Here is a 21,849-nt window from a genome sequence, read left to right as displayed (position 1 = left end):
GGTCGCGCCGTTCACGCCGTCGTGAACGAAATGCCTCAGCCCCGAAGGGCGAAGGCTTCTGCCGCCAGCTTGGTGATGCCATCCCAGTCACCCGCCGCAATCATTTCCTTCGGCGCGACCCAGGAACCGCCAACGCAGATGACGTTTGGCAGAGCCAGATAATCCTTGGCGTTTTTCAGCGAGATGCTGCCCGTGGGGCAAAACTTGATATCGGCCAGCGGAGAAGACAGCGCCTTGAGGTAAGGCGCGCCACCGGCCTGTTCGGCAGGGAAGAATTTCAGAACCTTATAGCCCTTGTCACGCAGATGCATGACTTCGCTGGCCGTTGCAGCACCTGGCAGAAGGGGAACCTTGGAACCCTTGGCAGCTTCCAGAACGCTCTTGTTGATGCCGGGGCTGACGATGAAGGTCGAGCCAGCCTTAACGGCAGCGTCGAAATCCTTGGAATTGAGAATGGTGCCTGCGCCCACATTGGCGCCTTCAACTTCATCGGCAACGGCGCGGATCGCGTCCAGCGCTGCCGGTGTGCGCATGGTGATTTCGATGGCGCGCAGGCCACCCGCCACCAATGCGCGGGCCAGCGGCACGGCAGAGGCTGCGTCTTCCACGATGAGAACAGGCACGACCGGCTGAAGTTGCAGGATGGAAATCAGCTTTTCAGAATCCTGGGCCATGGCAATGTCTCCTCATTGAATCGATTGAATTGGGTCTAATTACCGCGCCGAACTGCAGGTGTCGAGGCAAAACGAAATATTTCGATTTGATTACTGTTTCATGACGCAAGCTTGCGCTACGGTGCCGGAAAAATGGACAGGTTGTTGAATGGCCAAAGAAATCGAACGCAAGTATCTGGTAACGGATGAGAGCTGGCGAGAGGAAATCGCATCACGCACGCGGTTTCGACAAGGCTATATCGCCTCTCTAGAGGACCGCTCGGTGCGCGTGCGCATCATGGGCGATGAAGCGGCAAAGCTCACCATCAAGGTCGGCACAGACGTTCTCATGCGCGACGAGTATGAATATGACATCCCCGTCGCCGATGCCGAGGAGCTGTTGAAGTCGGTCCCCGGCTTCATCCTCGAGAAAATCCGCTACACGGTGGAGCATGAAGGCTTCACATGGGAAATCGATGTGTTCGATGGTCTTTATCGCGGCCTCATCGTGGCTGAGGTGGAGTTGCGCTCCGAAGCCGATCAGCCCGCTCTGCCCGCATGGGTCGGCCCTGAAGTCACCGGCGACCGACGCTTTTCCAACCAGCATCTGGCCACGGATGATCTCAGCACGGAGTTGAGCGATGTCATCAAGGATTGATCCGGCAAAACCGCTGAACGATGAAATCCAGCGCATCGGCACCCGGCTGATCGATGAGGCCATGGAAGCGCTCTCGCAGCAGCCAGATGGGCCTCATGCCGCCGTGCATGCCGCGCGCAAGAAATTCAAACGCCTTCGCGGCCTCTATCGCTTCGTGCAAAGCGCCGAGCCGAAATTTCGCAGCGAGGAAAACCGACGCTTCGGCGATATTGCCCGCACCCTCTCAAAGGCCCGCGACGCCGCCGCATCGGTGGAAACCGTCGAATATCTGCAAGGTTTCAGCCAGTCGGAGGGTGAAAGCCAGGCGCTCACGTCAGCCCATGACGCCCTGACCAAGCGGCGCGATGCCATGACCAACGACGAAGGCGCCCTTACGGCCCGCATCGAAGCCGCCATGACCGAGTGCGAAAAGGGCAAGCACGCGTTGGCCCAGCTTTCCCTACCGGGCAGCACGAAGACGACAGCGAAGCTCATCAGAAAAACATGGAGCAAACAACGCAAGCGGGCGCTGGATGCGCTTGCCCGCTGCCACGGCAGGCACGACCACGACATCCACGACGAGGACTTCCACGATCTGCGCAAAAGCGGCCAGGTCTACTGGATTCATCTGGCCCTGTTACGAAAGCTCTGGCCATCGGCCATGCGCGCAAAGAAGATCGAGGCCAAAAATCTGGTCGATCTCTTGGGCCACGAGCATGACCTCTCGGTGCTAAAAGCCTTTGCCGAGCACGAAACGGAGCAATTCGAAAGCGAAAGCACACGCGCCGCGCTGCTTGAAACCGTCACCCACCGCCAGCAGACCTTGCGCGCCGAGTGCCTTGATCTCGCCGACCACGTCTTTGCCGAATCCGCCAAATCCGAAAGCCGCATCATCGGCCTGTTGTGGGAAGAGGCGGCGCGGTAACGCTTCCAGCTACGTTTTGACAAAATTCAAAACTTTGCCGCAAGGCAGGCCATACGCGAAATATGATTGCGCAAAGCCGCATCTGGCTGTATTTCAGCCGCCATGACCGACACTTCGACCCTACCCAGCCCGCAAGCCGCGCAGCCAGCAGCGGCTGATTTTCTCGTGGCAGCGCTCTATCATTTTGCCCGCTTTCCGCGGTTTGAAAGCGTGCGCGAGCCGCTGTTTACGCTGTGCCAGGAAAATGGCGTCAAAGGCACGCTGCTTCTGGCCGCCGAAGGCATCAATGGTACCATTGCCGGAACGGATGCGGGCATCGCCACTGTCCTTGGCTTCCTGCGCGCCCAGCCGGAATTTGCGGCCCTTGAGCACAAGGAAAGCCGTGCCTCCAAAATGCCTTTCGTGCGCATGAAGGTGAAGCTGAAGCAGGAAATCGTCACCATGGGCGTGCCGGATATCGATCCGAACCACATCGTTGGGACCTATGTCGATCCGAAGGACTGGAACGCGCTGATATCAGACCCGGATACGATCCTCATCGATACCCGCAATGATTATGAAACCGCCATCGGCATCTTCAAGGGCGCGGTCGATCCGCAGACCAAGACATTCCGCGAGTTTCCTGGCTGGGTGAAGGACAATCCCGGCCTGCACAACAAGCCGAAGATCGCCATGTATTGCACCGGCGGCATTCGCTGCGAAAAGGCCACGGCCTTCATGAAGGATCAGGGCTTTGACGAGGTCTATCACCTCAAGGGCGGCATCCTGAAATATCTTGAGGAAGTGCCGCAGGAAGAAAGCCTGTGGGAAGGCGCCTGTTTCGTGTTTGATGAGCGCGTTTCGGTGGTTCACGGTCTGGCCGAAGGCGACCACAAGCTGTGCCACGCCTGCCGCAACCCCATCACGCCGGAAGTTCGCCTGTCGCCGAAATTCGAGGAAGGCGTTTCCTGCCCAAGCTGCTACGACGATCGCTCGGAAGAAGACCGCGAACGCTTCCGCAACCGCCAGCGCCAGATCGATCTGGCAAAACAGCGTGGCGAGAAGCATATCGGCCGGTAAAAATGGGCATTGGCGATATGGTGCCGAGCCTATAGGCGCGCTGCCCCAAAACCTCACGAAACCTTGCGTTGCCGCACGGGTGCATCCTGCTCGGCCAGCAGGGTCAGAATCTGTTCCGGCTGCACGGGCTTTGAAAACAGATAGCCCTGCAACTCATCACAGCCGCACAATTGCAGGATCGATGCCTGGTCTTCCGTTTCAATGCCCTCAGCCGTCACGGGAATGCCGAGTGAACGGGCAAGGGCAACGGTGGCGGTCAGCATCTCAAGCGAACGCCCGCCCTCATCAAGCGCATCGACCAGCGACTTGTCGATCTTCATGCGGTTGAAACCGAACTGGCGCAGATAGCCGATGCTGGCAAAGCCGGAGCCGAAATCATCAAGGGCGATGCTGACGCCGATCTGCTTCAGCTTGTCGATGGCCATACTTGCCCGCTCGGGATGACGGATAAAGTAGCCCTCCGTCATTTCCAGCATGACCCGCGATGGGGAAATGCCGTTCTCCGCCAAAATCGACTGGACCTGGCTGGCGAACATCGGATTTCTGAATTGGATCGGGGAAACGTTGACGGCAAGCTTGACCTGCGGCCATGCAACCGCCTCCTTGCAGGCCTTGCGCAGAACGGAGAGGCCGAGCTGGTCGATCATGCCGCTGCTTTCCGCAGCTGCAATGAAGATATCGGGCGACACCGGACCGTAGCCGGCGCGGTTCCACCGGGCCAGGGCTTCCACGCCGGTAATGCGGCGGGTCAGCGTGTTGACAACCGGCTGGAACACAACCTTGATCTCGTCATGGTCGATGGCATATTTCAGATCGGCCTCGAGCTGGTTTTTCTCCTCGCGTCGCGTGTCCATATTGGTCTCATAGGCCACATAGCGCCCTCGTCCGCTTTCCTTGGCCTCGTACATTGCCATATCGGCCCGGCGCAGAAGCTCCTCACCGTCAATATCCCCTCCCCGCGCCACGGCCATGCCGATGCTGCAACCGATGGCCGCGACCTTGTCACCGATCATGAAGGGCTCGGAAAACAGCGTCAAAAGATCATCACACAGATGGCGCGCCAGCACGCGGGCATCAGGGCCCTGCAAGGCGATAGCGAATTCATCTCCGCCCAGCCGCGCCAGCAGTGCGCGCTCCGATACCAGAACCTGCAACGCCGCCGAGACCCCCTTGATGAGAAGGTCGCCCGCGCCATGCCCGAAGGAATCGTTGATTTCTTTAAAACCATCGAGATCGAGATAGATCAGCTTGACGTAGGAATTGTCTTGCTCCGACCGCTCAAGCAGCCGCTTCAAACCGAAGAAAAAGCCAAGGCGGTTCTTCAGGCCGGTCAGTCTGTCTCGCAGCAGCTCCTGCCGCGCAGCCGTTTCATCGCTCTTCAGCTTTTTCAGAGCGGCGTAGCCAATGCCCAGCAGCGCCAGAAAAAACAGGCCGGTAATGGCAACGGCAGTCAGCACACGGGGCCGCACCTCATAGAAACTGAGATTTCCCGGCATCCGCGACTGCCATGTCAGAACACCCAGAACATTGCCGAAGGGATCGGGCACCGGAACCTGGTATTCCATGTTCGCATCACCCGGTTGGAGTGACAGGCCTTCAACGACATAGGTCTCGGCAAGCTTCTCCACTTTGGCAGGGGTCAGATGGCGGGCAAAGATGAGATAGCTGTGCCTGGCAACCGGCGCATCGACGACACCGGCCTTGGTCCGCACCAGCGCCACGCCCACGGCTGCAATGCCATCTCTGGTTTGCAGGAATGCCGTGGTTTCCGGTATGTCTCCTGGGGGAACGGCACGCACCATATCGATCATGCTGGCCAGGTTGGAGCCAAAATAACCCGGAATGGACCAGTAAGCGGGATCACCATTGCTATAGGCCATCAGGATTTGCTGATCATTATCGACCAACACCGCCGTATCGAACAAATCGCTGTTGCGGGTCATATCTCCGTAATTGGCGATGATCCAGTTGGCGCCATCGGCAGAATAGACCGCCCGGGCGGCGTCGTCCCAGGCCGCGTAATCGTTGAGCGTCGCGCCCAGTTGCTGGCGGAAAGTGGTGAGCGCGCCGGTTATCGTTTCCAGAGACCGCTGCTCGTCAAGCACGTTCGTGTTGCGCGTGACGTTATCAAGCGCCGAAAGAATAAGTGCCGTAACGACGATGACGACAAGCGCAAATGCAGAAAGAACTCCAGCAACTGCCGTTCTTCGACCGACCGACAATGCTTTGGAACTCTCATGCGACATGCAGCAGTATCTTTTCCCACGGAATACTGCATCCTCCGCGTGAAATCTTCAGAACCCATTAAGATTATCGGGACGATCGCCATCTATTTTCACCCAACGGCAACGACGGTAACTTTAGGGCTAACAAGACGTAAAAAAGCCTCCCCCAAGCTAATGGGAGAGGCAGTAAATCTTGACGAAAATCAATTCACCAGGCGGGAACGACCGCGCCCTTGAAGGTCTCCAGAACGAAGGCCTTCACTTCCGGATTGTGGTAGGATTCCAGCAGCGTCTTCACCCATGGCGCATCCTTGTCGGCTGCACGAACGGCGATGACGTTGATGTAGGGAGCCTTCTCGCCTTCTTTGGCAATCGGATCCTTGGATGGGTCAAGACCGGCTTCCAACGCGTAGTTGGTGTTGATGACGGCGGCATCGACATCGTCAAGCGAGCGCGGCAGCTGGGCGGCATCCAGTTCGGCAAAGGTGAAGTTCTTCGGGTTTTCCGTCACATCGGCAGGACCGATCTTCAGGCCCTTGGCTGCATCAACCTTGATCAGGCCCTTGTCTGCGAGGATCAGCAGAGCGCGGCCGCCATTGGTCGGATCGTTCGGAATGGCGATGCTTGCGCCTTCCTTCAACTCCTCAAGAGCCTTCACCTTCTTGGAATAAATCCCCATCGGGAAGTTGACCGACTGGCCGACGCTGACCAGATCGAACTTGCGGTCAGCGACCTGATTGTCGAGATAAGGCTGGTGCTGGAAGGAATTAGCCTGCAATTCGCCGTCATTCAGCGCCTGGTTGGGAACGACATAATCGGAGAATTCCAGAACCTCGATATCCAGACCCTTCTTGGCGGCGATGTCCTTCACCTTTTCGAAGATCTGCGCGTGCGGTCCGGGGGTAACGCCGACCTTGATGCTTTCGGCAAGCGCGCTGCCTGCAAAAAGTGCTGCCAGCGATGCGGCGATGATGAGTTTTTTCACGGTGGGATACTCCTTGAGGTTAAATCTTGTCTGTAATCAGTTTTTGCGGTTGCGCTTGTCGAAGCTGCGGGCCAGCGCATCACCGGCGCTTTGCACGATCTGGACAAGCACGATGAGGACGACGACCACCGCCAGCATCACATCCGGCATGAAGCGCTGGTAACCGTAGCGAATGCCGAGATCTCCTAGCCCGCCACCGCCGACAGCACCAACCATGGCCGAGTAGCCGATGAGGCTGACCAGCGTCAGTGTGAGCGCCAGCGTGATGCCGGGCTTGGCTTCTGCCAGCAGAACCTTGCTCACGATCTGCAACGGTGTCGCGCCCATGGCACGCGCCGCTTCGATCAGACCCTTGTCCACCTCACGAATGGCTGCCTCCACAAGGCGAGCTACGAAAGGAATGGTTGCAACTGTGAGTGGAACAATGGCCGCAGAGGTGCCGATAGACGTTCCGGCTACAAACCGTGTGAACGGGATGATGGCCACAACCAGAATGATAAAGGGCGTGGAGCGGGCAGCATTGACGATGAGCCCGATGACGCGGTTGAACATGGGCGCTTCGAACAGCTCGCCCTTTCCGCTGGTGGCCAGAAATATGCCGATGGGCACGCCAAACAGCGACCCGACCAGACCGGAGACGGCCACCATGTGCAGGGTCTGGAGCAGACCTTTCAGCAGAACAGTAAACAGCATATCAGGCGACATAGCCGAGCACCTCCGTTGTCAGGCCGGTATCGGCATAGAAATGTTGGGCACGGGCCGTGACCTCTGGCGTTGCCGGATAGGAGACGACCAGCGAACCGAAGGGCTGGCCGGAAATTTCCTCGATGGTGCCTGCCAGAATGTTAACGTCTGGACCGATCTCGGCCACCAGACGCGCCGTGAGCGGCTTGAACGCCGTAGCCCCGAAGAACACAAGCCGCACCAGCACACGGTCACCGGGGGCCGCTTGCGGCTTCAGCCCAGATGTCACCCAATGCGGCAGCTTGACGCCCACGGCAGATGACAGAAGGCTGCGGGTCGTTTCATGGCGAGGTGCCGTGAAGATGTCGAATGTGGTGCCCTGCTCGACAATCAGGCCCTTGTCTATGACGGCCACCTGAGACGCGATGGTTTTGACCACCTCCATCTCATGGGTGATGAGAAGAACGGTCAGGCCAAGCTCGGCATTGATCTTTTTCAGAAGTTCCAGAATGGATTGCGTCGTTTCCGGGTCGAGCGCCGATGTGGCCTCATCAGACAGAAGAAGCTTCGGCTCCGTCGCCAGCGCGCGGGCAATGCCGACGCGCTGCTTTTGCCCACCGGATAGTTCTGCCGGATAGCGGTTCGACTTGTCACCCAAACCAACCAGATCGAGAAGCGGCGCGACCTTTTTGCGGATATCGGACTTGGACATGCCCGCAATTTCCAGCGGCAGGGCCACATTGTCATAAGCGGTGCGCGAGGAAAGCAGATTGAAGTGCTGGAAGATCATGCCGACCGAGCGGCGAAGGGTGCGAAGACCCGCCTCATCCAGCCCGCCAACATCGATACCATCGACGGCAACGGTGCCAGAACTGGGAAGCTCCAGCCCGTTGACGAGGCGGATGAGTGTTGACTTTCCGGCACCGGAACGGCCGATAATGCCGGAGATCGAGCCCTTCGGCACGACATAATCCACGCCTGCAAGCGCTGTAAAAGACGTGTTGCTCTGAGGGTCGCCGAAGGTCTTGGTGACGCGCTCGAACACGACCATTGGACGATCAGTCGCTCGATCGGCGGAAGCGGGGCTGGCCGCGGAATTGTCTCGTGTCATAAAATGCTCTTGCAATGGAAACCGTCATGTTGAACCCGGCGGCCTTGGAAAACCGCTTCTCATGCTGCTTAGCAGCACATTCGACCAGGTAAAACGTTCCTGAGCATTAAATTAGCTTTCCTTGAGAGAAGCCGGGACCGGCTTTGTGTATCGCAAACATGCCTGTCTGCGATACGATTTTATAGGTATGATTTTTCAATTATTGCGATGCATTGGAAAAATCAACCAATTGCCTCGACGTCGATTACTTGACCTCGGTAACGAATTCTTCGAGCGGGCGGCGAACCTTCTTGAGATTGACCAGCCAGTCGCCCTCTTCCTTGCGATAGCCGAGCGGCAGGATGACCGCAGAGCGCAGGCCCTTTTCGCGAAGGCCGAGGATTTCGTCCAGCTTGGCCGGATCGAAGCCTTCCATCGGGGTAGAGTCCACGCCTTCGAAAGCAGCCTGGGCGACAGCCATGCCGAACGCAATATAAGCCTGACGGGCAGCATGTTCGAAATTCACTTCGGCATCACGCTGCGGGTAGGACGACAGCAGGGACTGGCGGTATTTTTCCCATCCTTCATTCTTGAAACCGCGCTCGTCATTGGTCAAATCGAACATGTGGTTGATGCGGTCTGCCGTGTAATTATCCCAAGCAGCAAAAACCAGAAGGTGCGAGCCTTCGGTGACCTGCGCCTGGTTCCAGGAAATTGCCTGGATCTTGGCGCGCGTTTCAGGATTGGTAACAACGATGATTTCGAAAGGCTGGAGGCCGCTCGATGTCGGCGCAAGGCGTGCCGCTTCGATGATACGGTCGACCTTGTCTTGCGAGACGGACTTGGAAGGATCCATTTTCTTCGTGGCATAACGCCAGTTCAATTTCTCAATCAGCATAATATTCTCCTTGGGGGCGCCACCGGGCGTGTTGCGCACAAGCGCAAGACCGCGGCACTTTCAAAACATCTCTGAGATAAGGCATATTGCAGCGCACACAAGACGCCGCCAGAAACTAAACGTGCAAAATCCGCTCCGGCCCGCTTCATGAAAAAAGCGGACCGGAGGGATCAGGTTTGCCCGGCAAATGCTGATAGCATTGCAGGTATGGTCTAGGTCTTGGCATTTGCCGGACCCGTTACATCAGTATTTCGCAATATCTATCGGAACGCCCGGTCTCTTGCCTGGCCAGTGGCAAAAGGTGGGTTCCAGAAACGGCCCTCTTTGCAAGAGCTGCCGCTTGTCGATACCGGCATCTGAACCGCAGGAACGCCGCGCGTTGCGCCCCTTTGCTTCGAATGCATGGGGATTATGCGGGCGTGAAAATGGCCATTGAGAAAAAAATGGAGAATTATTTTATTTTTTAAAAGCGCCCGAGGTCTGTCCGTCAGGGCGAAATGGAGGCCTCGGAAAGAGGCCTCCACTTATTGGCATCAAACGTAGCGATTGACGACGTTTTCGAGATATTCCTGACGACCGGACTTTGGCTCAGGGTTGATGTTGTCGCGCTCGACCATGGCGGCGATCTCGTCCAGTTTCAGTTCGCCGCGCAGCAGCTTCTGGGCGTCGGCTGAATCCCACTTGGCGTAGCGATCTGCCAGCGGCTGCGACAGAGCCTTGTCTTCGATCATCTTGGCAGCAGCCTTCAGACCACGGGCGCAGCAATCCATGCCGCCGATGTGACCGATCAGCAGATCGGCTGGGTCGAGCGACTGACGGCGCAGCTTCGAATCGAAGTTGGTGCCGCCATTCTTGAAGCCGCCGCCATCCAGCACGTGGTAATAGGCCAGCGCCATTTCCGGTACGTTGTTGGGGAACTGGTCGGTATCCCAGCCGGACTGGTAATCGTTGCGGTTCATATCGATAGAGCCGAAAATGCCGAAAGCATTGGCCATCGCCAGCTCATGCTCGAAGGAGTGACCGGCCAGAATGGCGTGGCCCTGCTCGATATTGACCTTCACTTCCTTGTCCAGCCCGTGCTTCTGCAGGAAGGCATAGACGGTGGCGACGTCGTAATCATACTGGTGCTTGGTGGGTTCCTGCGGCTTTGGCTCGATCAGGATCGTGCCTTCAAAACCGATCTTGTACTTGTATTCCACCACCAGATTGAGGAAGCGGCCAAGCTGGTCCAGCTCACGCTTCACATCTGTGTTGAGCAGGGTTTCATAGCCTTCACGACCGCCCCACAGAACATAGTTCGCGCCGCCGAGCTTCTTGGTCGCATCCATGCAGGTTTTGACCGTTGCTGCCGAATAGGCAAAGACGTCAGGATCCGGATTGGTGGCCGCACCCGACATGAAGCGGCGGTTGGAGAAGAGGTTGGCGGTGCCCCACAGAAGCTTGACACCGGTTTCGTCCTGCTTCTGGCCGAAGTAATCGACGATCTCGTTGAGGTTCTTCGTGTTTTCCGCAAAGGTCTTGCCTTCAGGGCGCACATCGGCGTCGTGGAAGCAATAGAATGGCGAACCGAGCAGCGAAAAGAATTCGAAAGCAACGTCGGCCTTCAGCTTGGCAGACTGCATCGTCTCGTCAAACCATGGACGCTCGAATGTCTGGCCACCGAAGGGATCGCCGCCCGGCCATGTGAACGTGTGCCAATAGGCAACCGCAAAGCGCAGGTGCTCTTCCATGCGCTTGCCGCCGACGATCTCATCGGGGTTGTAATGACGGAAGGCCAGCGGATTGGTGCTGTCAGGGCCTTCATATTTGATTTTCTGGATGTCTCCGAAAAAGCCGGTTTTCATCTGCGTTTCTCTCCCTTGGTATGGATGGTAGTGTTGGTTGCCGGTGGACGGCTATTAATGTGACAAGCCTTTGATGGCTGGATAAAGCGCCCGGTAACGCCCGTAAGCGTCCTCATAGGCCTCACCCAGCGCCGCGACGGGCTCAATGGTTTCTTCCGTGTCCGGCTGCGTGCAAACCGCGACAGGATCGGCTCCAGTCGCTGCGATCAACCCGAGGCGGGCCGCACCGAAGGCTGCGCCGAAATCGCCTTCCGCTGGAATATCCACGGAGACGCCAAGCGACGTGGCGATGGAGGCCAGCCAGAAGCGTGAGCGCGAGCCGCCGCCGATGGCGGTGACGCGCGAGATGGAAGTACCTGCCGATTTCAGAGCCTCAAGATTGTCCCGGATGGCGAAGGTCACACCTTCCAGCACGGCTTGCGTCAGCGCCTTGCGGTCGCTTTCATGGGACAGGCCGATGAATGAACCGCGAATGGCGGCATCATTGTGAGGTGTGCGCTCGCCGGAGAGGTAGGGCGCGAAGGTGACGCCGGTTGGCGCTTTGAGTTGATCACCCAGCTCCTGCGTGAGATCGGCTGGCGACTTGCCCGCAATGCCGGAATACCAATTCAACGCGTCGGTGGCAGACAGGATGACGCCCATCTGGTGCCAGGTATCGGGCAGCGCGTGGCAGAAGGCGTGAACCGCGCTTTCCGGCTTTGGCAGATAGGAGGCATTGGCCGCAAACAAAACGCCCGATGTGCCGAGAGAAACGAAAGCATGGCCTTCAGAGACCGTGCCCATGCCGCAGGCGGATGCTGCATTATCACCGGCCCCACCGGCTACGACGATGCGGCCCGACATGCCCCAGGCGGAGGCAAGCGTGTCGCGCAGCGTTCCGGCCTCATCCGTGCCTTCCACCAGCGATGGCATGTGGTCTTCAGTCAGGCCGGTGGCTTCGAGCAATTCGCTCGACCACTTGCGCGCGCCAGTATCCAGCCACGAGGTGCCAGCCGAGTCAGACATTTCGGAGATATATTCACCCGTCAGCCACAGGCGCAGATAATCCTTCGGCAGCAGAACCTTGGCGACCTTGGCAAAGATTTCAGGCTCGTTATTGGCGACCCAGGCGAGCTTTGGCGCGGTGAAGCCGGGGAACACGATATTGCCGGTGATCTGGCGGAAACGCGGATCTGCATCCAGCTTTGCGGCCTCGGCATGGGAACGGGTGTCGTTCCACAGGATGCAGGGGCGAAGCACATCACCAGCCGCATCCACCAGCGTCGCGCCGTGCATATGACCTGATAGCCCGATGCCTTTGACCGCCGACAACTCCCTGGGGAATTTGGCTTTCAGCCCGGAAATGGCCGTTTCCGTTGCCTTGATCCAATGGGCCGGGTCCTGTTCCGACCAGCCATGGTGCAGGCGAGACACGTCAAGCGCGCCATTGGCCGAACCGATGACGTTCTGATCACCGTCGATCAGCAGCGCCTTGACGCCTGATGTTCCCAAATCGAGACCGAGATACATGTTTCCTCCAGTGCTTAAGTCAGTGTCAGGGGAGATTATCCCGCAAGAATATGTCGATACGAATGCGTTCCTGCGCGTCGATGACCGCAAGACCATCGGCCCGCGCTTTCAGCACGCGGATCGCGCTGCGCACCTCATGGCCCGCATCCTGGTTCAGCACCGCATCCAGCACGCCCTCTGCCAGCGCGTTGGAGGTGTTTTCGGTCAGCTCATGGGCGATGACGCAAGGAGACGTTTGCTGGCGCGATGATTTGAGGGCCTTGATGAGCCCGCGATTACCCGCTCCAAGGCTGTAAAGCCCGAGAAGATCAGGATTTTCCTCAAGGCATTGCGCGACCAGACGCTCCACCGTTTCAGGATCGTCGCGACCTTCCAGAACCGGCAGAAGCCGCAAGGCCGGAAACTCGTCTGCCATGACCGACTGAAACCCGGCCAGCCGCTCGCGGTGGTCTTTGACCAGCATGGAGCCTGCTAGAACCGCGACATCGCCGCCCTTTTCCGGCAGGAAACGGCCCATGAGGCTGGCCGCTGTGCGCCCTGCGGCGACATTGTCCACACCGGCAAAATGATCGCGGCGCGAACCTGTGATATCGGAAACCAGCGTCACGGCGGCAATGCCGCTCTCGGTCAGCCGGTCCACCGCTTCCACCACATCCTCAGCATCAATGGCGACGAAGGCGACGCCGGACGGTTTTTCCAGCCGCGCCACATCCAGCGCCTGCGCCAAAGCTGCGGCATCGAAGGGCGGCACCTCGATGATGCGGATGGAGGTGCGCTCGGTGTAGGACCGGGACGCCGCGACCCGGACTTCGGCGCGCAGGCCCGCCATGAAGGAATTGTCGTTGTTGGGCAGGATGAAGACCAGCGCGTAAGAGCGACCCTTGGCCAGATTGGCGGCGGCCATATCGCGCACATAGCCCAGCTCCACAATGGCCGCCTCGACCTTGGCACGGGTGACAGCATGCACGCCCGGACGCAGGTTGATGACCCGGTCAACGGTTGCTAGGCTGACGCCCGCTTTCGACGCGATATCGTGAACTGTCGGCTTCATGTTTTCTCCCGCCGGCATGCTTAAAGGAGTTTTTGAGGTACGTAAATCAGAAAATGATGTACGTACCTCAGATTCATCCATCAAAACAAAAGGGCCGCCATTTCTGGCGACCCTTTTGCGCTGCGGTGGATCGGTAAAAATCAGTGGGCGGCGTCTGGCGGGGGCGCGGCCTTTGGCTTCCTGATGAGAAGCGTCAGGAAGATCAGCGTGCTGAACAGCACGGTGAGCGCCAGAAACACATCGGCGAAAGCCTGAAGCCATGCCTGTTGCGACACCACGCCGACGAGTTTCTTGATGGCGACCGAGGAACCATCAAGGCCGAAGGAATTGTAATTGGCGCCGACATTATCAAGCCATTCAAGCGCTGCCGGATTGCCGAAATTCACATGTTCGGCGATGCGGAAATAGTGATCGTCGGTGCGCTGGCTGAGCAGCGTGTTGATGATGGCAAGGCCAACGGCGCCGCCGAGGTTACGCGTGAGGTTGAAGAGGCCGGATGCGTTCTTCATGCGCGCAGGCGGCAGGGTGCCAAGCGCAATGTTGTTGATCGGCACCATGCACATCATCAGCCCGAAGCCGCGCAGGATCTGCGGGACGAGCAGTTCGTAGAAATCCCAGTCTGCCGTCACGGATGTCATGATCCACGTGCCGAGCGCGAAGCTTGAGAAACCGACAGCCATCATGAAACGCGGATCGAGCTTGACGGACAGCTTGCCGGCAATCGGCGCGGTGATGAACATGGCAAGGCCCGAGACGAACATCGTCTCGCCGATCATCAACGCATCATAGCCGCGGACACGCCCCAGATAGAGCGGATACATATAGGTCAGCCCGTAAAGACCGATGCCCATGACGAAGGAAAACAGCGAGCCGATGGAGAAGTTTCGGTCCCCGAAGGCTTTGAGGTCCACCACCGGAAAATCGACATTGAACGCACGCCAGAAGAACACGACGCCGCCAATGGTCATGGCGAGCGCGCCGATGACGATGTGGCTATCGTTGAACCAGTCGTTATTGTTGCCCTCTTCCAGCACATATTCCATGGAGCCAAGGAACACGCCCATGGACAGAAGGCCCCACCAGTCGAACTTCTTCCACAGGGAGCGTTCGGGCTTGTCGAAATCGATGAAGTTCCAGGTGACCAGCGTGACGATGATGCCGGGAATGATGTTGACGAGGAACAGCCAGTGCCAGGAAAAGGCATTGGACAGATAGCCGCCGACCGTGGGGCCGATGGTGGGCGCAAGCGTTGCCACAAGGCCGATAATGGGCGACACGACCGACCGCTTGGAGGGCGGGAAGATGGTGAAGGCGGCGGCAAAAACGGATGGGATCATGCCGCCGCCTATGAAGCCCTGTATGGCGCGATAGACGATCATCTGGTCGATGTTCGTTGCGGTCGCACACAGGGCGCTGGAAATGGTGAAGCCGGCCGCGCAGGTGGCAAACAGCACCCGGGTCGACAGGATACGCGCAAGCGTTCCAGACAGCGGAATCATGATGACTTCCGCAATCAGATAGGCGGTCTGCACCCAGGCGATTTCATCGGAACCAGCACCGAGACCCGCCTGAATTTCAGCCAGCGATGCCGAGACGATCTGAATATCGAGGATCGACATGAACATGCCGAAGACCATCGCGAAAAAGGCGATGAGGCGTCTGCGATCCATCGGCGGATCGATTGCAGGTGCATTTGCGCCCGCCATACCAGCTGTAGCCGCCATGATCCTGATCCTTATCGAAGATTACTTCGACTGAGCTGTTTGCGTGGCCTCTGGGGCCGTGCGGGTATCGACATCGACCACCACGCTCAAACCGGCGCGCAATTTATGCTTGGCAAGATCTTCCTTCGAGAAGACGATGCGAACCGGCACGCGCTGGATGACCTTGGTGAAATTGCCTGTCGCGTTTTCCGGCGGCAGCATGGAAAAGACCGAGCCGGATGCGGGCGAGATGGACTGCACCGTGGCTTCAATATCATGCTCGCCGAAAGCATCCACATGCACGCGCACCTTGGAACCGGGCTCGATCTTGGCGAGCTGCGTTTCCTTGAAATTGGCGTCGATATAGAGATCATCCATGGGAACCAGCGAAGCCAGGCGCTTGCCAACCGACAGAAGATCACCCGTCTGGACCGAGAGATTGCCGATCACGCCATCATAGGGCGCGCGCAGAACTGTGAAGGACAGATCGCGCTCGGCCTTGTCGCGGGCAAGTTCCAGCGACTTGACGGAACCTTCGGCTTCCTTGCGCTGGGCTCTCAACAGATCGATATTGGCGCGGGCAGACACAACGCTTGCTTCACCCGCCACGACATTGGCCTTGGCCTGTTCCATCGCGACCTGGGCATTATCGGTGGAGGCGACCGTACCGACATCTTTGGACTGAAGCTCGGTGGCACGTTTCAGGTTGATCTCGGCACCGCGAAGTGCGGCATCCAGAGAGCCCTTTTGCGCGACAGCCTGCTGCAAGGAAGCATCGGCACCCGCGATCTGCGCATCGATGCGGTTGAGTGAAAGCTTCTGGGTCTGCAATTGCGCCTGCGCCTGTTCCAGCGCATTGCTGTAATCACCATCATCCAGCGTCACAAGCGTATCGCCTGCCTTCACCGTCTGGTTTTCCACGACCTCGACCTTCTCGACATAGCCGGAAACCTTGGGCGCAATGACGGCGATATCGCCCTGCACATAGGCATCATCGGTGGAGATGAGGAAGCGGCCATCTGTCCAGTATTGATAACCGTACCAGCCGCCCGCTGCCAAAATTGCGACGGCGACGACCGGCAGAACGAAGGAACGCTTCTTCTTTTCCGGGGCTGCAGGGGTGGCTGGCGCAGGTGCTGCAGACTGCTGGGCGTCCGCAGGATTTGCATCGCCCGCCTTGCCCTGCGCAGGATTGGCCTCAGCCTCATCCGCCGAGTTGACTACACGAACTGCACCGTTTTTTGGGCCCAACATGGTCATACCGCTCATTGTAAACATGAAAAAGGAATTCGAACTGAACCGTTCGGTTCGATTGATTTATTCTGTTTAGTGACACATATCAAGTGGCATCGAACCGATTGGTTCGATATAGTGAATTCCTCTGTAACTTTTGGCGGACTGCATAGTGACCAACGAGACACCTTCGGAGAGCATCTCCACCGCAACGCCTGCGGGCCGGTTTGCGGCGGGCGAAGACCCGGCAAAGCGCGAGCAGATTCTCGACGGTGCCTGGCGCGTGTTCAAGCAAAAGGGTTTCGACGCCGCCAGCATGAACGACATTACCCGTGAAGCTGCTGTTTCCAAAGGCACAATCTACGTTTACTTTGAAAACAAGGATGAGCTGTTTGCAGCGCTCATAGACCGGCACCGGGCGCAATTTGCCCTCTCCATGCGCGATATTCTGGCGGGAACGGAGGAAGTGCGCGATGGGCTATGGCAGTTCGGCCATACCTTCATTCAAAAGGTGACATGCACTGACATGATACCTGCCATGCGCTCAGCGCTTGCCGTGATTGACCGCATGCCCAAGCTTTCGCAGCGGTTTTTCGTGGCAGCACCAAACAATGTGCGCGTCGTTCTGCGCGATTTCCTCCAGAACCATGTGGACCAGGGAACGCTTCGTACCGATGATGTGGATCTGGCTGCGCGCCAGTTCATCGAGCTTGCGACCGGCACCTTCTTCAAGATGCGGCTGTTTGGAGAATTGTCGGGAGACACGCCGCCCGACGACGCAGATAGTGTTCTTTCCAGCGCTATCGAGGTTTTTATGGCGGCCTATGGAACCAAGAAGGGCTAGGCCCATTCAGCATCCGGGTTTCTCGCATTGCGCGCAATATCGCTAAAATTTGGCGTAACACAGCTGTCACACGCTTGTTTCTCGCGCAATCGAATATAAAACTGAGCGCTTCGAATTGTCGAAGACGGATAGCTGAAAAGGAAAACAGGCCCGATGGACTCCATTGTCCCTCTATTGTCAGACCCCGCCGCATGGGTGGCGCTCGTCACTCTTATCGTCATGGAGGTCGTGCTTGGCATCGACAACCTGATTTTCATTTCCATCCTGACGAACAAGCTGCCTGAGCATCAGCGTGAAAAGGCCCGCAAGATCGGTATCGGTCTGGCGCTGATCATGCGTCTCGGCCTGCTGGGCACCGTTGCCTGGATCGTGCAGCTGACGGAACCTGTCTTCGAACTCTTCGGTCACGGCTTCTCGTGGAAGGACATGATCCTCATCGGCGGTGGTCTGTTCCTGGTGTGGAAAGCGACCAAGGAAATCCACCACAATGTGGACCCTGAAGATCACAAGGAAGACATGGTCGGCACAGCCGTTGCCAGCTTCTCCTCAGCCATCGCCCAGATCCTTCTGCTCGACCTGGTCTTTTCGCTCGACAGCATCATCACCGCCGTTGGCATGACGCCGCACGTTCCGATCATGGTCGTTGCCGTTGTCTTCGCCGTCACCGTGATGCTCTTGGCCGCCAATCCGCTGGCCAACTTCATCGAAAAGAACCCGACCATCGTAATGCTGGCGCTGGCCTTCCTGTTGATGATCGGCACGACGCTGATCGCCGAAGGCATGGGCTTCCATGTTCCAAAGGGCTACGTCTACGCAGCCATGGCCTTCTCCGCTTTGGTCGAAGTGCTCAACATGATCTCGCGAAATGCACGCAAGAAAAAGAAGGCGATGCACTAGCGTTTTCTGACGTAAATTTCTGCCAGAGGCCCGCCCCGTGCGGGCCTTTCGGTTTATTAGAAGGGCAAGACATGTTCTTTGTTGGCACGCAGGAACTGACAGAACGGACTTGCGTTGTTGCTCACACATCATGCAAGGAAAATCAGCCGCTTTGATTTTTCCGATTCTGAAAGAAAACCAATCCCATGACCATCGAGCAGATCCTTGCCTTCACTGTGATCGGCGGCATGATGGTCGCCTTCATCATCGACAAGTTCCGGTATGACATCGTGGCGTGCAGTGCGCTTCTGGTTGCGGTACTGCTTGGCGTCGTACCGTTCGACAAGGCCTTCTCAGGCTTCTCCGACGATATCGTCATCATCGTGGCCAGTGCGCTGATCGTCAGCACATCTGTGGCGCGGTCGGGCATCGTTGATACGATGATCAAGAAATACTTCCCGGAGATGCGCTCGAAACATTTGCAGCTGGCGTTTCTGATGATCGTTGTGGCCGTGATGTCGGCCTTCATCAAGAACATTGGCGCGCTGGCGATCATGATCCCCGTTGCGTTTCAGTTTGCCCGCAAGTCCGGCAGCCCGGTCTCCTATTACCTGATGCCCATGGCCTTTGCCGCCCTTCTGGGCGGGTTGATGACGCAGATCGGCACCTCGCCCAATATCGTGGTTTCGCGTCTTCGGCAGGAATTGACCGGCGAGAGCTTCTCGATGTTCGATTTCACGCCTGTTGGCGCCACGCTTGCCGTTGTCGGCATCGTGTTCCTGACCTTCGGCTACAAGCTGCTTCCGGCCCGTGCCAAGGATGGCACCTCTGTGGAGGACATTCTGGAAGGAGCAAGCTACGCGGCAGAGGCGACGCTTCCCGCCGACAGCCTGATGATCGGCAAGCCGCTGGGCGACGTGTTGAAACAGGCCGATGGCGATGTGATTGCCAACACCATCATTCGCGGCCACCGCCGTGTTTCGCCATTTCCCGATGTGATCCTGAAAGCGGGCGACACCATTCTTCTGGAAGGCACATCCGAGGGGCTCGACCGTATCGTTTCCAATGCCAAGCTGACGCTTTCCGGCAAGCCAATTACCGAAAACGGCCAGAAGACGGTCGATCTCATTGCCATGGAAGCCGTGATCAGCAATGAATCGCTGCTGAGCGGCCTTTCTGCCCGAGACCTCGCGCTTTCCTACACACGCGGTGTCAACCTGATTGCGGTTAGCCGCCGTGGCCACCGGGTGAATGAACGGCTTGCCGATCTGACGCTGAAGGCTGGCGACGTGATCGTGCTACAGGGATCGCGCAAGAACCTTCCCGGCGTGCTGCGGGAGTTTTCACTGCTTCCGCTGGCGCAACGCGAAATTCTTCTCGGTACGCAGCGACGTGCATTCATCACTGTGCTTATTTTGGCAGCAGCCATGCTTGCGGCCGCCACAGGAGTTGCGCCTGTTGCCGTTGCCTTCTTTGCCGCAGCCTTTGCGATGATCCTTGTTGGCGCGATACCGCTGACCGAGGTTTACAAATCCATCGACGGGCCGATCCTCGTGATGCTGGCGGCGCTTATTCCCGTCAGTGATTCCTTGCGTTCCACCGGTGCCAGCGACCTGATTGCCGGATGGCTGGGAACGGCAGCGCAGGGGCTTCCGCCCTTTGCGGCGCTGGGCATGATCCTGTTGACGGCCATGGCCGTGACGCCCTTCCTCAACAATGCCGCGACGGTGCTGGTGATGGGGCCGATTGCCGCTGGATTTGCGACGACGCTCGGCTTTCGCCCCGAAGCCTTCCTGATGGCGGTGGCGATTGGTGCCGGTTGCGACTTCCTCACCCCTATCGGCCACCAGTGCAACACGCTGGTCATGGGACCCGGCGGCTACAAGTTCAGCGACTATCCGCGCCTCGGGGCTCCGCTTTCCATCATGATCGTCATCGTCTCCATTCCCATGCTGCTCTATGTCTGGCCAGTCTAATGACCGCTCTAGCAGAGGCTGAAATAACCTAATTTTCTTGACGCATGCGGCTGAATGTGGCCTAAGCCATCCCAACAGGAAACTGTGGGATGGCAGCGCATAGTGCGCTATTTCCGCTTTTTCTTCGGCATTCAACAACACATCCGTGACACGTGGCTCGCCCCGTATCACCTTGCGTCAGCACGAGTGAAATCCATGACCACTTCCGGCGTCCGCGTCCGCATTGCACCTTCCCCCACCGGCGAGCCGCATGTCGGCACAGCCTATATCGCGCTTTTCAACTACCTCTTTGCAAAAAAGCACGGCGGCGAGTTCATCCTGCGCATCGAAGATACCGATGCTAACCGCTCTACGCGCGAATATGAAGAAAAGGTGCTTGAGGCGCTGAAATGGACCGGCCTGACATGGTCTGAAGGTCCAGACGTTGGTGGCCCATACGGCCCTTACCGCCAGTCCGACCGCAAGGACATGTACCAGCCTTTCGCCGATGAACTGCTGGAAAAAGGCCATGCCTTCCGCTGCTTCTGTACGCCGGAGCGGCTGACCGAAATGCGCGAAGGGCAGCGCGCCGCTGGCAAGCCGCCGAAATATGACGGACTCTGCCTCCATCTGAAGGCTGAGGAAGTGACTGCGAAGATGGAAGCGGGCGAAGCTTCTGTCGTGCGGATGAAAATCCCCACCGAAGGCTCGTGCGATTTCACCGATGGCGTTTACGGCGATGTGTCGATCCCCTGGGACAGCGTCGACATGCAGGTTCTGATGAAGGCCGATGGCATGCCGACCTACCACATGGCCAATGTCATCGACGACCATCTGATGAAGATCACGCATGTGGCGCGTGGCGAAGAATGGCTGGCATCGGTGCCAAAGCACATTCTGCTCTACCGTTATTTCGGTTGGGAACAGCCGACCTTCATGCATCTTTCGCTGATGCGCAATGCCGACAAATCCAAGCTGTCGAAGCGCAAGAACCCAACCTCGATTTCCTATTATTCCGCGCTCGGCTATCTGCCGGAAGCGCTGATGAACTTCCTTGGCCTGTTCTTCATTCAGATTGGCGAAGGCGAAGAGCTTTTGACCATGGACGAGCTGGCAGCCAAGTTCGACCCGGAAGCGCTGTCCAAGGCCGGTGCCATCTTCGATATTCAGAAGCTGGACTGGCTGAATGGCCGCTGGCTGCGTGAAAAGCTGACCCCGGAAGAATTCATTGCCCGGACGCTGGAATGGGCGATGGAAAATGCGCGTCTGACCGAAGGTTTGAAGCTTTCGCAGAGCCGCATTTCCAAGCTCGGCGATCTGCCGAACCTCGCGGGCTTCCTGCTATCAAGCGATGTTGGCCTGACGCCCGCCTCCTTCGCTGGACTGAAGAGCAAGCCGGAAGAGATCCACGAAATCCTGACCACGGTTGCTGCCGATCTGGAAAAGATGCCGGATTGGACGCTGGAATCCATCGAACAGGAACTACGCGATGTGGCCGAACGCACCGGCAAGAAGCTGCGCGTGGTGACACCGCCGCTCTTCGTTGCCATGTCCGGCTCGTCCCGTTCGCTGCCACTGTTCGATAGCATGGCGGTGCTGGGACGCTCGGTCGTGCGCCAGCGTTTGAAGGTGGCGATTGCGGTTGCGGCGTCCATGGTTGGCACAGCCTGATTTTTTA

At 58.0% G+C, this 21,849-nt stretch carries 18 protein-coding genes; 7 read left to right on the top strand and 11 right to left on the bottom strand.

The window, feature by feature from the left end; genetic code table 11:
• Positions 1-35: 35 nt before the first annotated feature.
• Complete coding sequence (locus ACQZ51_RS05860; protein ID WP_448775949.1) at positions 36-674, bottom strand: 2-dehydro-3-deoxy-phosphogluconate aldolase; 639 nt, start codon at positions 672-674, stop codon at positions 36-38.
• Between the two features lie 148 nt (positions 675-822).
• On the opposite strand from ACQZ51_RS05860, the gene ACQZ51_RS05855 reads away from it, so the two are divergent.
• From ACQZ51_RS05855 to trhO, 3 genes are all read left to right on the top strand, one after another.
• Positions 823-1,311: a CYTH domain-containing protein gene (locus ACQZ51_RS05855; protein WP_448775947.1), complete on the top strand. Its 489-nt coding sequence runs from the start codon at positions 823-825 to the stop codon at positions 1,309-1,311.
• Positions 1,295-2,215: a CHAD domain-containing protein gene (locus ACQZ51_RS05850; protein ID WP_448775946.1), complete on the top strand. Its 921-nt coding sequence runs from the start codon at positions 1,295-1,297 to the stop codon at positions 2,213-2,215. Before ACQZ51_RS05855 ends, ACQZ51_RS05850 begins: the two co-directional genes overlap by 17 nt.
• A 102-nt stretch (positions 2,216-2,317) precedes the next feature.
• A complete protein-coding gene (gene trhO / locus ACQZ51_RS05845) occupies positions 2,318-3,274 on the top strand; it encodes an oxygen-dependent tRNA uridine(34) hydroxylase TrhO (RefSeq protein WP_448776590.1) in 957 nt (318 codons plus the stop codon).
• A gap of 53 nt (positions 3,275-3,327) precedes the next feature.
• Here trhO and ACQZ51_RS05840 read toward each other — a convergent pair whose 3' ends face one another.
• The 10 genes from ACQZ51_RS05840 to ACQZ51_RS05795 form a co-directional block, all read right to left on the bottom strand.
• Complete coding sequence (locus ACQZ51_RS05840) at positions 3,328-5,520, bottom strand: putative bifunctional diguanylate cyclase/phosphodiesterase (RefSeq protein ID WP_448775945.1); 2,193 nt, start codon at positions 5,518-5,520, stop codon at positions 3,328-3,330.
• 187 nt (positions 5,521-5,707) lie between these two features.
• On the bottom strand, positions 5,708-6,484 hold the full coding sequence (locus ACQZ51_RS05835) for a MetQ/NlpA family ABC transporter substrate-binding protein (protein ID WP_042617649.1): 777 nt from the start codon (positions 6,482-6,484) through the stop codon (positions 5,708-5,710).
• Between the two features lie 36 nt (positions 6,485-6,520).
• Positions 6,521-7,189, bottom strand: a complete 669-nt coding sequence (locus ACQZ51_RS05830; RefSeq protein WP_448775944.1) for a methionine ABC transporter permease — start codon at positions 7,187-7,189, stop codon at positions 6,521-6,523.
• Positions 7,179-8,219 carry a methionine ABC transporter ATP-binding protein gene (locus ACQZ51_RS05825; protein ID WP_448776588.1) on the bottom strand — a complete coding sequence of 347 codons (1,041 nt, stop codon included), beginning with the start codon at positions 8,217-8,219 and terminating at the stop codon, positions 7,179-7,181. The genes ACQZ51_RS05830 and ACQZ51_RS05825 overlap by 11 nt, the downstream gene beginning before the upstream one ends.
• 304 nt (positions 8,220-8,523) lie before the next feature.
• Positions 8,524-9,156, bottom strand: a complete 633-nt coding sequence (locus ACQZ51_RS05820; RefSeq protein ID WP_448775943.1) for an NAD(P)H-dependent oxidoreductase — start codon at positions 9,154-9,156, stop codon at positions 8,524-8,526.
• 533 nt (positions 9,157-9,689) lie between these two features.
• The gene (xylA, locus tag ACQZ51_RS05815) at positions 9,690-11,000 is read right to left on the bottom strand and encodes a xylose isomerase (RefSeq protein ID WP_448775942.1); all 1,311 of its coding nucleotides are present in this window, start codon (positions 10,998-11,000) and stop codon (positions 9,690-9,692) included.
• Between the two features lie 54 nt (positions 11,001-11,054).
• Positions 11,055-12,509, bottom strand: coding sequence for a xylulokinase (gene xylB, locus ACQZ51_RS05810; RefSeq protein WP_448775940.1), 1,455 nt, complete (start codon positions 12,507-12,509; stop codon positions 11,055-11,057).
• 25 nt (positions 12,510-12,534) lie between these two features.
• Entirely contained in the window at positions 12,535-13,560 is a 1,026-nt protein-coding gene (locus ACQZ51_RS05805) for a LacI family DNA-binding transcriptional regulator (RefSeq protein ID WP_448775939.1), read from the bottom strand.
• A gap of 140 nt (positions 13,561-13,700) precedes the next feature.
• A complete protein-coding gene (locus ACQZ51_RS05800) occupies positions 13,701-15,284 on the bottom strand; it encodes a DHA2 family efflux MFS transporter permease subunit (RefSeq protein WP_448775937.1) in 1,584 nt (527 codons plus the stop codon).
• Positions 15,285-15,305: 21 nt separating this feature from the next.
• The gene (locus ACQZ51_RS05795; RefSeq protein ID WP_448775936.1) at positions 15,306-16,517 is read right to left on the bottom strand and encodes an HlyD family secretion protein; all 1,212 of its coding nucleotides are present in this window, start codon (positions 16,515-16,517) and stop codon (positions 15,306-15,308) included.
• Between the two features lie 151 nt (positions 16,518-16,668).
• Here ACQZ51_RS05795 and ACQZ51_RS05790 point away from each other — a divergent pair, with 151 nt between their 5' ends.
• From ACQZ51_RS05790 to gltX, 4 genes are all read left to right on the top strand, one after another.
• Positions 16,669-17,340: a TetR/AcrR family transcriptional regulator gene (locus ACQZ51_RS05790; protein WP_448775934.1), complete on the top strand. Its 672-nt coding sequence runs from the start codon at positions 16,669-16,671 to the stop codon at positions 17,338-17,340.
• A 153-nt stretch (positions 17,341-17,493) separates the two neighbouring features.
• Entirely contained in the window at positions 17,494-18,237 is a 744-nt protein-coding gene (locus ACQZ51_RS05785) for a TerC family protein (RefSeq protein ID WP_042617655.1), read from the top strand.
• 185 nt (positions 18,238-18,422) lie between these two features.
• The gene (locus tag ACQZ51_RS05780) at positions 18,423-20,192 is read left to right on the top strand and encodes an SLC13 family permease (protein ID WP_448775932.1); all 1,770 of its coding nucleotides are present in this window, start codon (positions 18,423-18,425) and stop codon (positions 20,190-20,192) included.
• 195 nt (positions 20,193-20,387) lie between these two features.
• Complete coding sequence (gene gltX / locus ACQZ51_RS05775) at positions 20,388-21,842, top strand: glutamate--tRNA ligase (RefSeq protein ID WP_448775930.1); 1,455 nt, start codon at positions 20,388-20,390, stop codon at positions 21,840-21,842.
• Positions 21,843-21,849: the final 7 nt, after the last annotated feature.

This window comes from Agrobacterium sp. CG674 (assembly GCF_053521645.1).
The sequence above is the reverse complement of the archived record's forward strand: the minus strand, read 5'-3'. Positions and strand labels throughout refer to the sequence as shown.

What these genes read in the sequence shown, in the direction of transcription:
- ACQZ51_RS05860 (WP_448775949.1), bottom strand. Translation starts at nt 674, where the DNA reads ATGGCCCAGGATTCTGAAAAGCTGATTTCCATCCTGCAACTTCAGCCG.
- ACQZ51_RS05855 (WP_448775947.1), top strand. Translation starts at nt 823, where the DNA reads ATGGCCAAAGAAATCGAACGCAAGTATCTGGTAACGGATGAGAGCTGG.
- ACQZ51_RS05850 (WP_448775946.1), top strand. Translation starts at nt 1,295, where the DNA reads ATGTCATCAAGGATTGATCCGGCAAAACCGCTGAACGATGAAATCCAG.
- trhO (WP_448776590.1), top strand. Translation starts at nt 2,318, where the DNA reads ATGACCGACACTTCGACCCTACCCAGCCCGCAAGCCGCGCAGCCAGCA.
- ACQZ51_RS05840 (WP_448775945.1), bottom strand. Translation starts at nt 5,520, where the DNA reads ATGTCGCATGAGAGTTCCAAAGCATTGTCGGTCGGTCGAAGAACGGCA.
- ACQZ51_RS05830 (WP_448775944.1), bottom strand. Translation starts at nt 7,189, where the DNA reads ATGTCGCCTGATATGCTGTTTACTGTTCTGCTGAAAGGTCTGCTCCAG.
- ACQZ51_RS05825 (WP_448776588.1), bottom strand. Translation starts at nt 8,219, where the DNA reads ATGGTCGTGTTCGAGCGCGTCACCAAGACCTTCGGCGACCCTCAGAGC.
- ACQZ51_RS05820 (WP_448775943.1), bottom strand. Translation starts at nt 9,156, where the DNA reads ATGCTGATTGAGAAATTGAACTGGCGTTATGCCACGAAGAAAATGGAT.
- xylA (WP_448775942.1), bottom strand. Translation starts at nt 11,000, where the DNA reads ATGAAAACCGGCTTTTTCGGAGACATCCAGAAAATCAAATATGAAGGC.
- xylB (WP_448775940.1), bottom strand. Translation starts at nt 12,509, where the DNA reads ATGTATCTCGGTCTCGATTTGGGAACATCAGGCGTCAAGGCGCTGCTG.
- ACQZ51_RS05805 (WP_448775939.1), bottom strand. Translation starts at nt 13,560, where the DNA reads ATGAAGCCGACAGTTCACGATATCGCGTCGAAAGCGGGCGTCAGCCTA.
- ACQZ51_RS05800 (WP_448775937.1), bottom strand. Translation starts at nt 15,284, where the DNA reads ATGGCGGCTACAGCTGGTATGGCGGGCGCAAATGCACCTGCAATCGAT.
- ACQZ51_RS05795 (WP_448775936.1), bottom strand. Translation starts at nt 16,517, where the DNA reads ATGTTGGGCCCAAAAAACGGTGCAGTTCGTGTAGTCAACTCGGCGGAT.
- ACQZ51_RS05785 (WP_042617655.1), top strand. Translation starts at nt 17,494, where the DNA reads ATGGACTCCATTGTCCCTCTATTGTCAGACCCCGCCGCATGGGTGGCG.
- ACQZ51_RS05780 (WP_448775932.1), top strand. Translation starts at nt 18,423, where the DNA reads ATGACCATCGAGCAGATCCTTGCCTTCACTGTGATCGGCGGCATGATG.
- gltX (WP_448775930.1), top strand. Translation starts at nt 20,388, where the DNA reads ATGACCACTTCCGGCGTCCGCGTCCGCATTGCACCTTCCCCCACCGGC.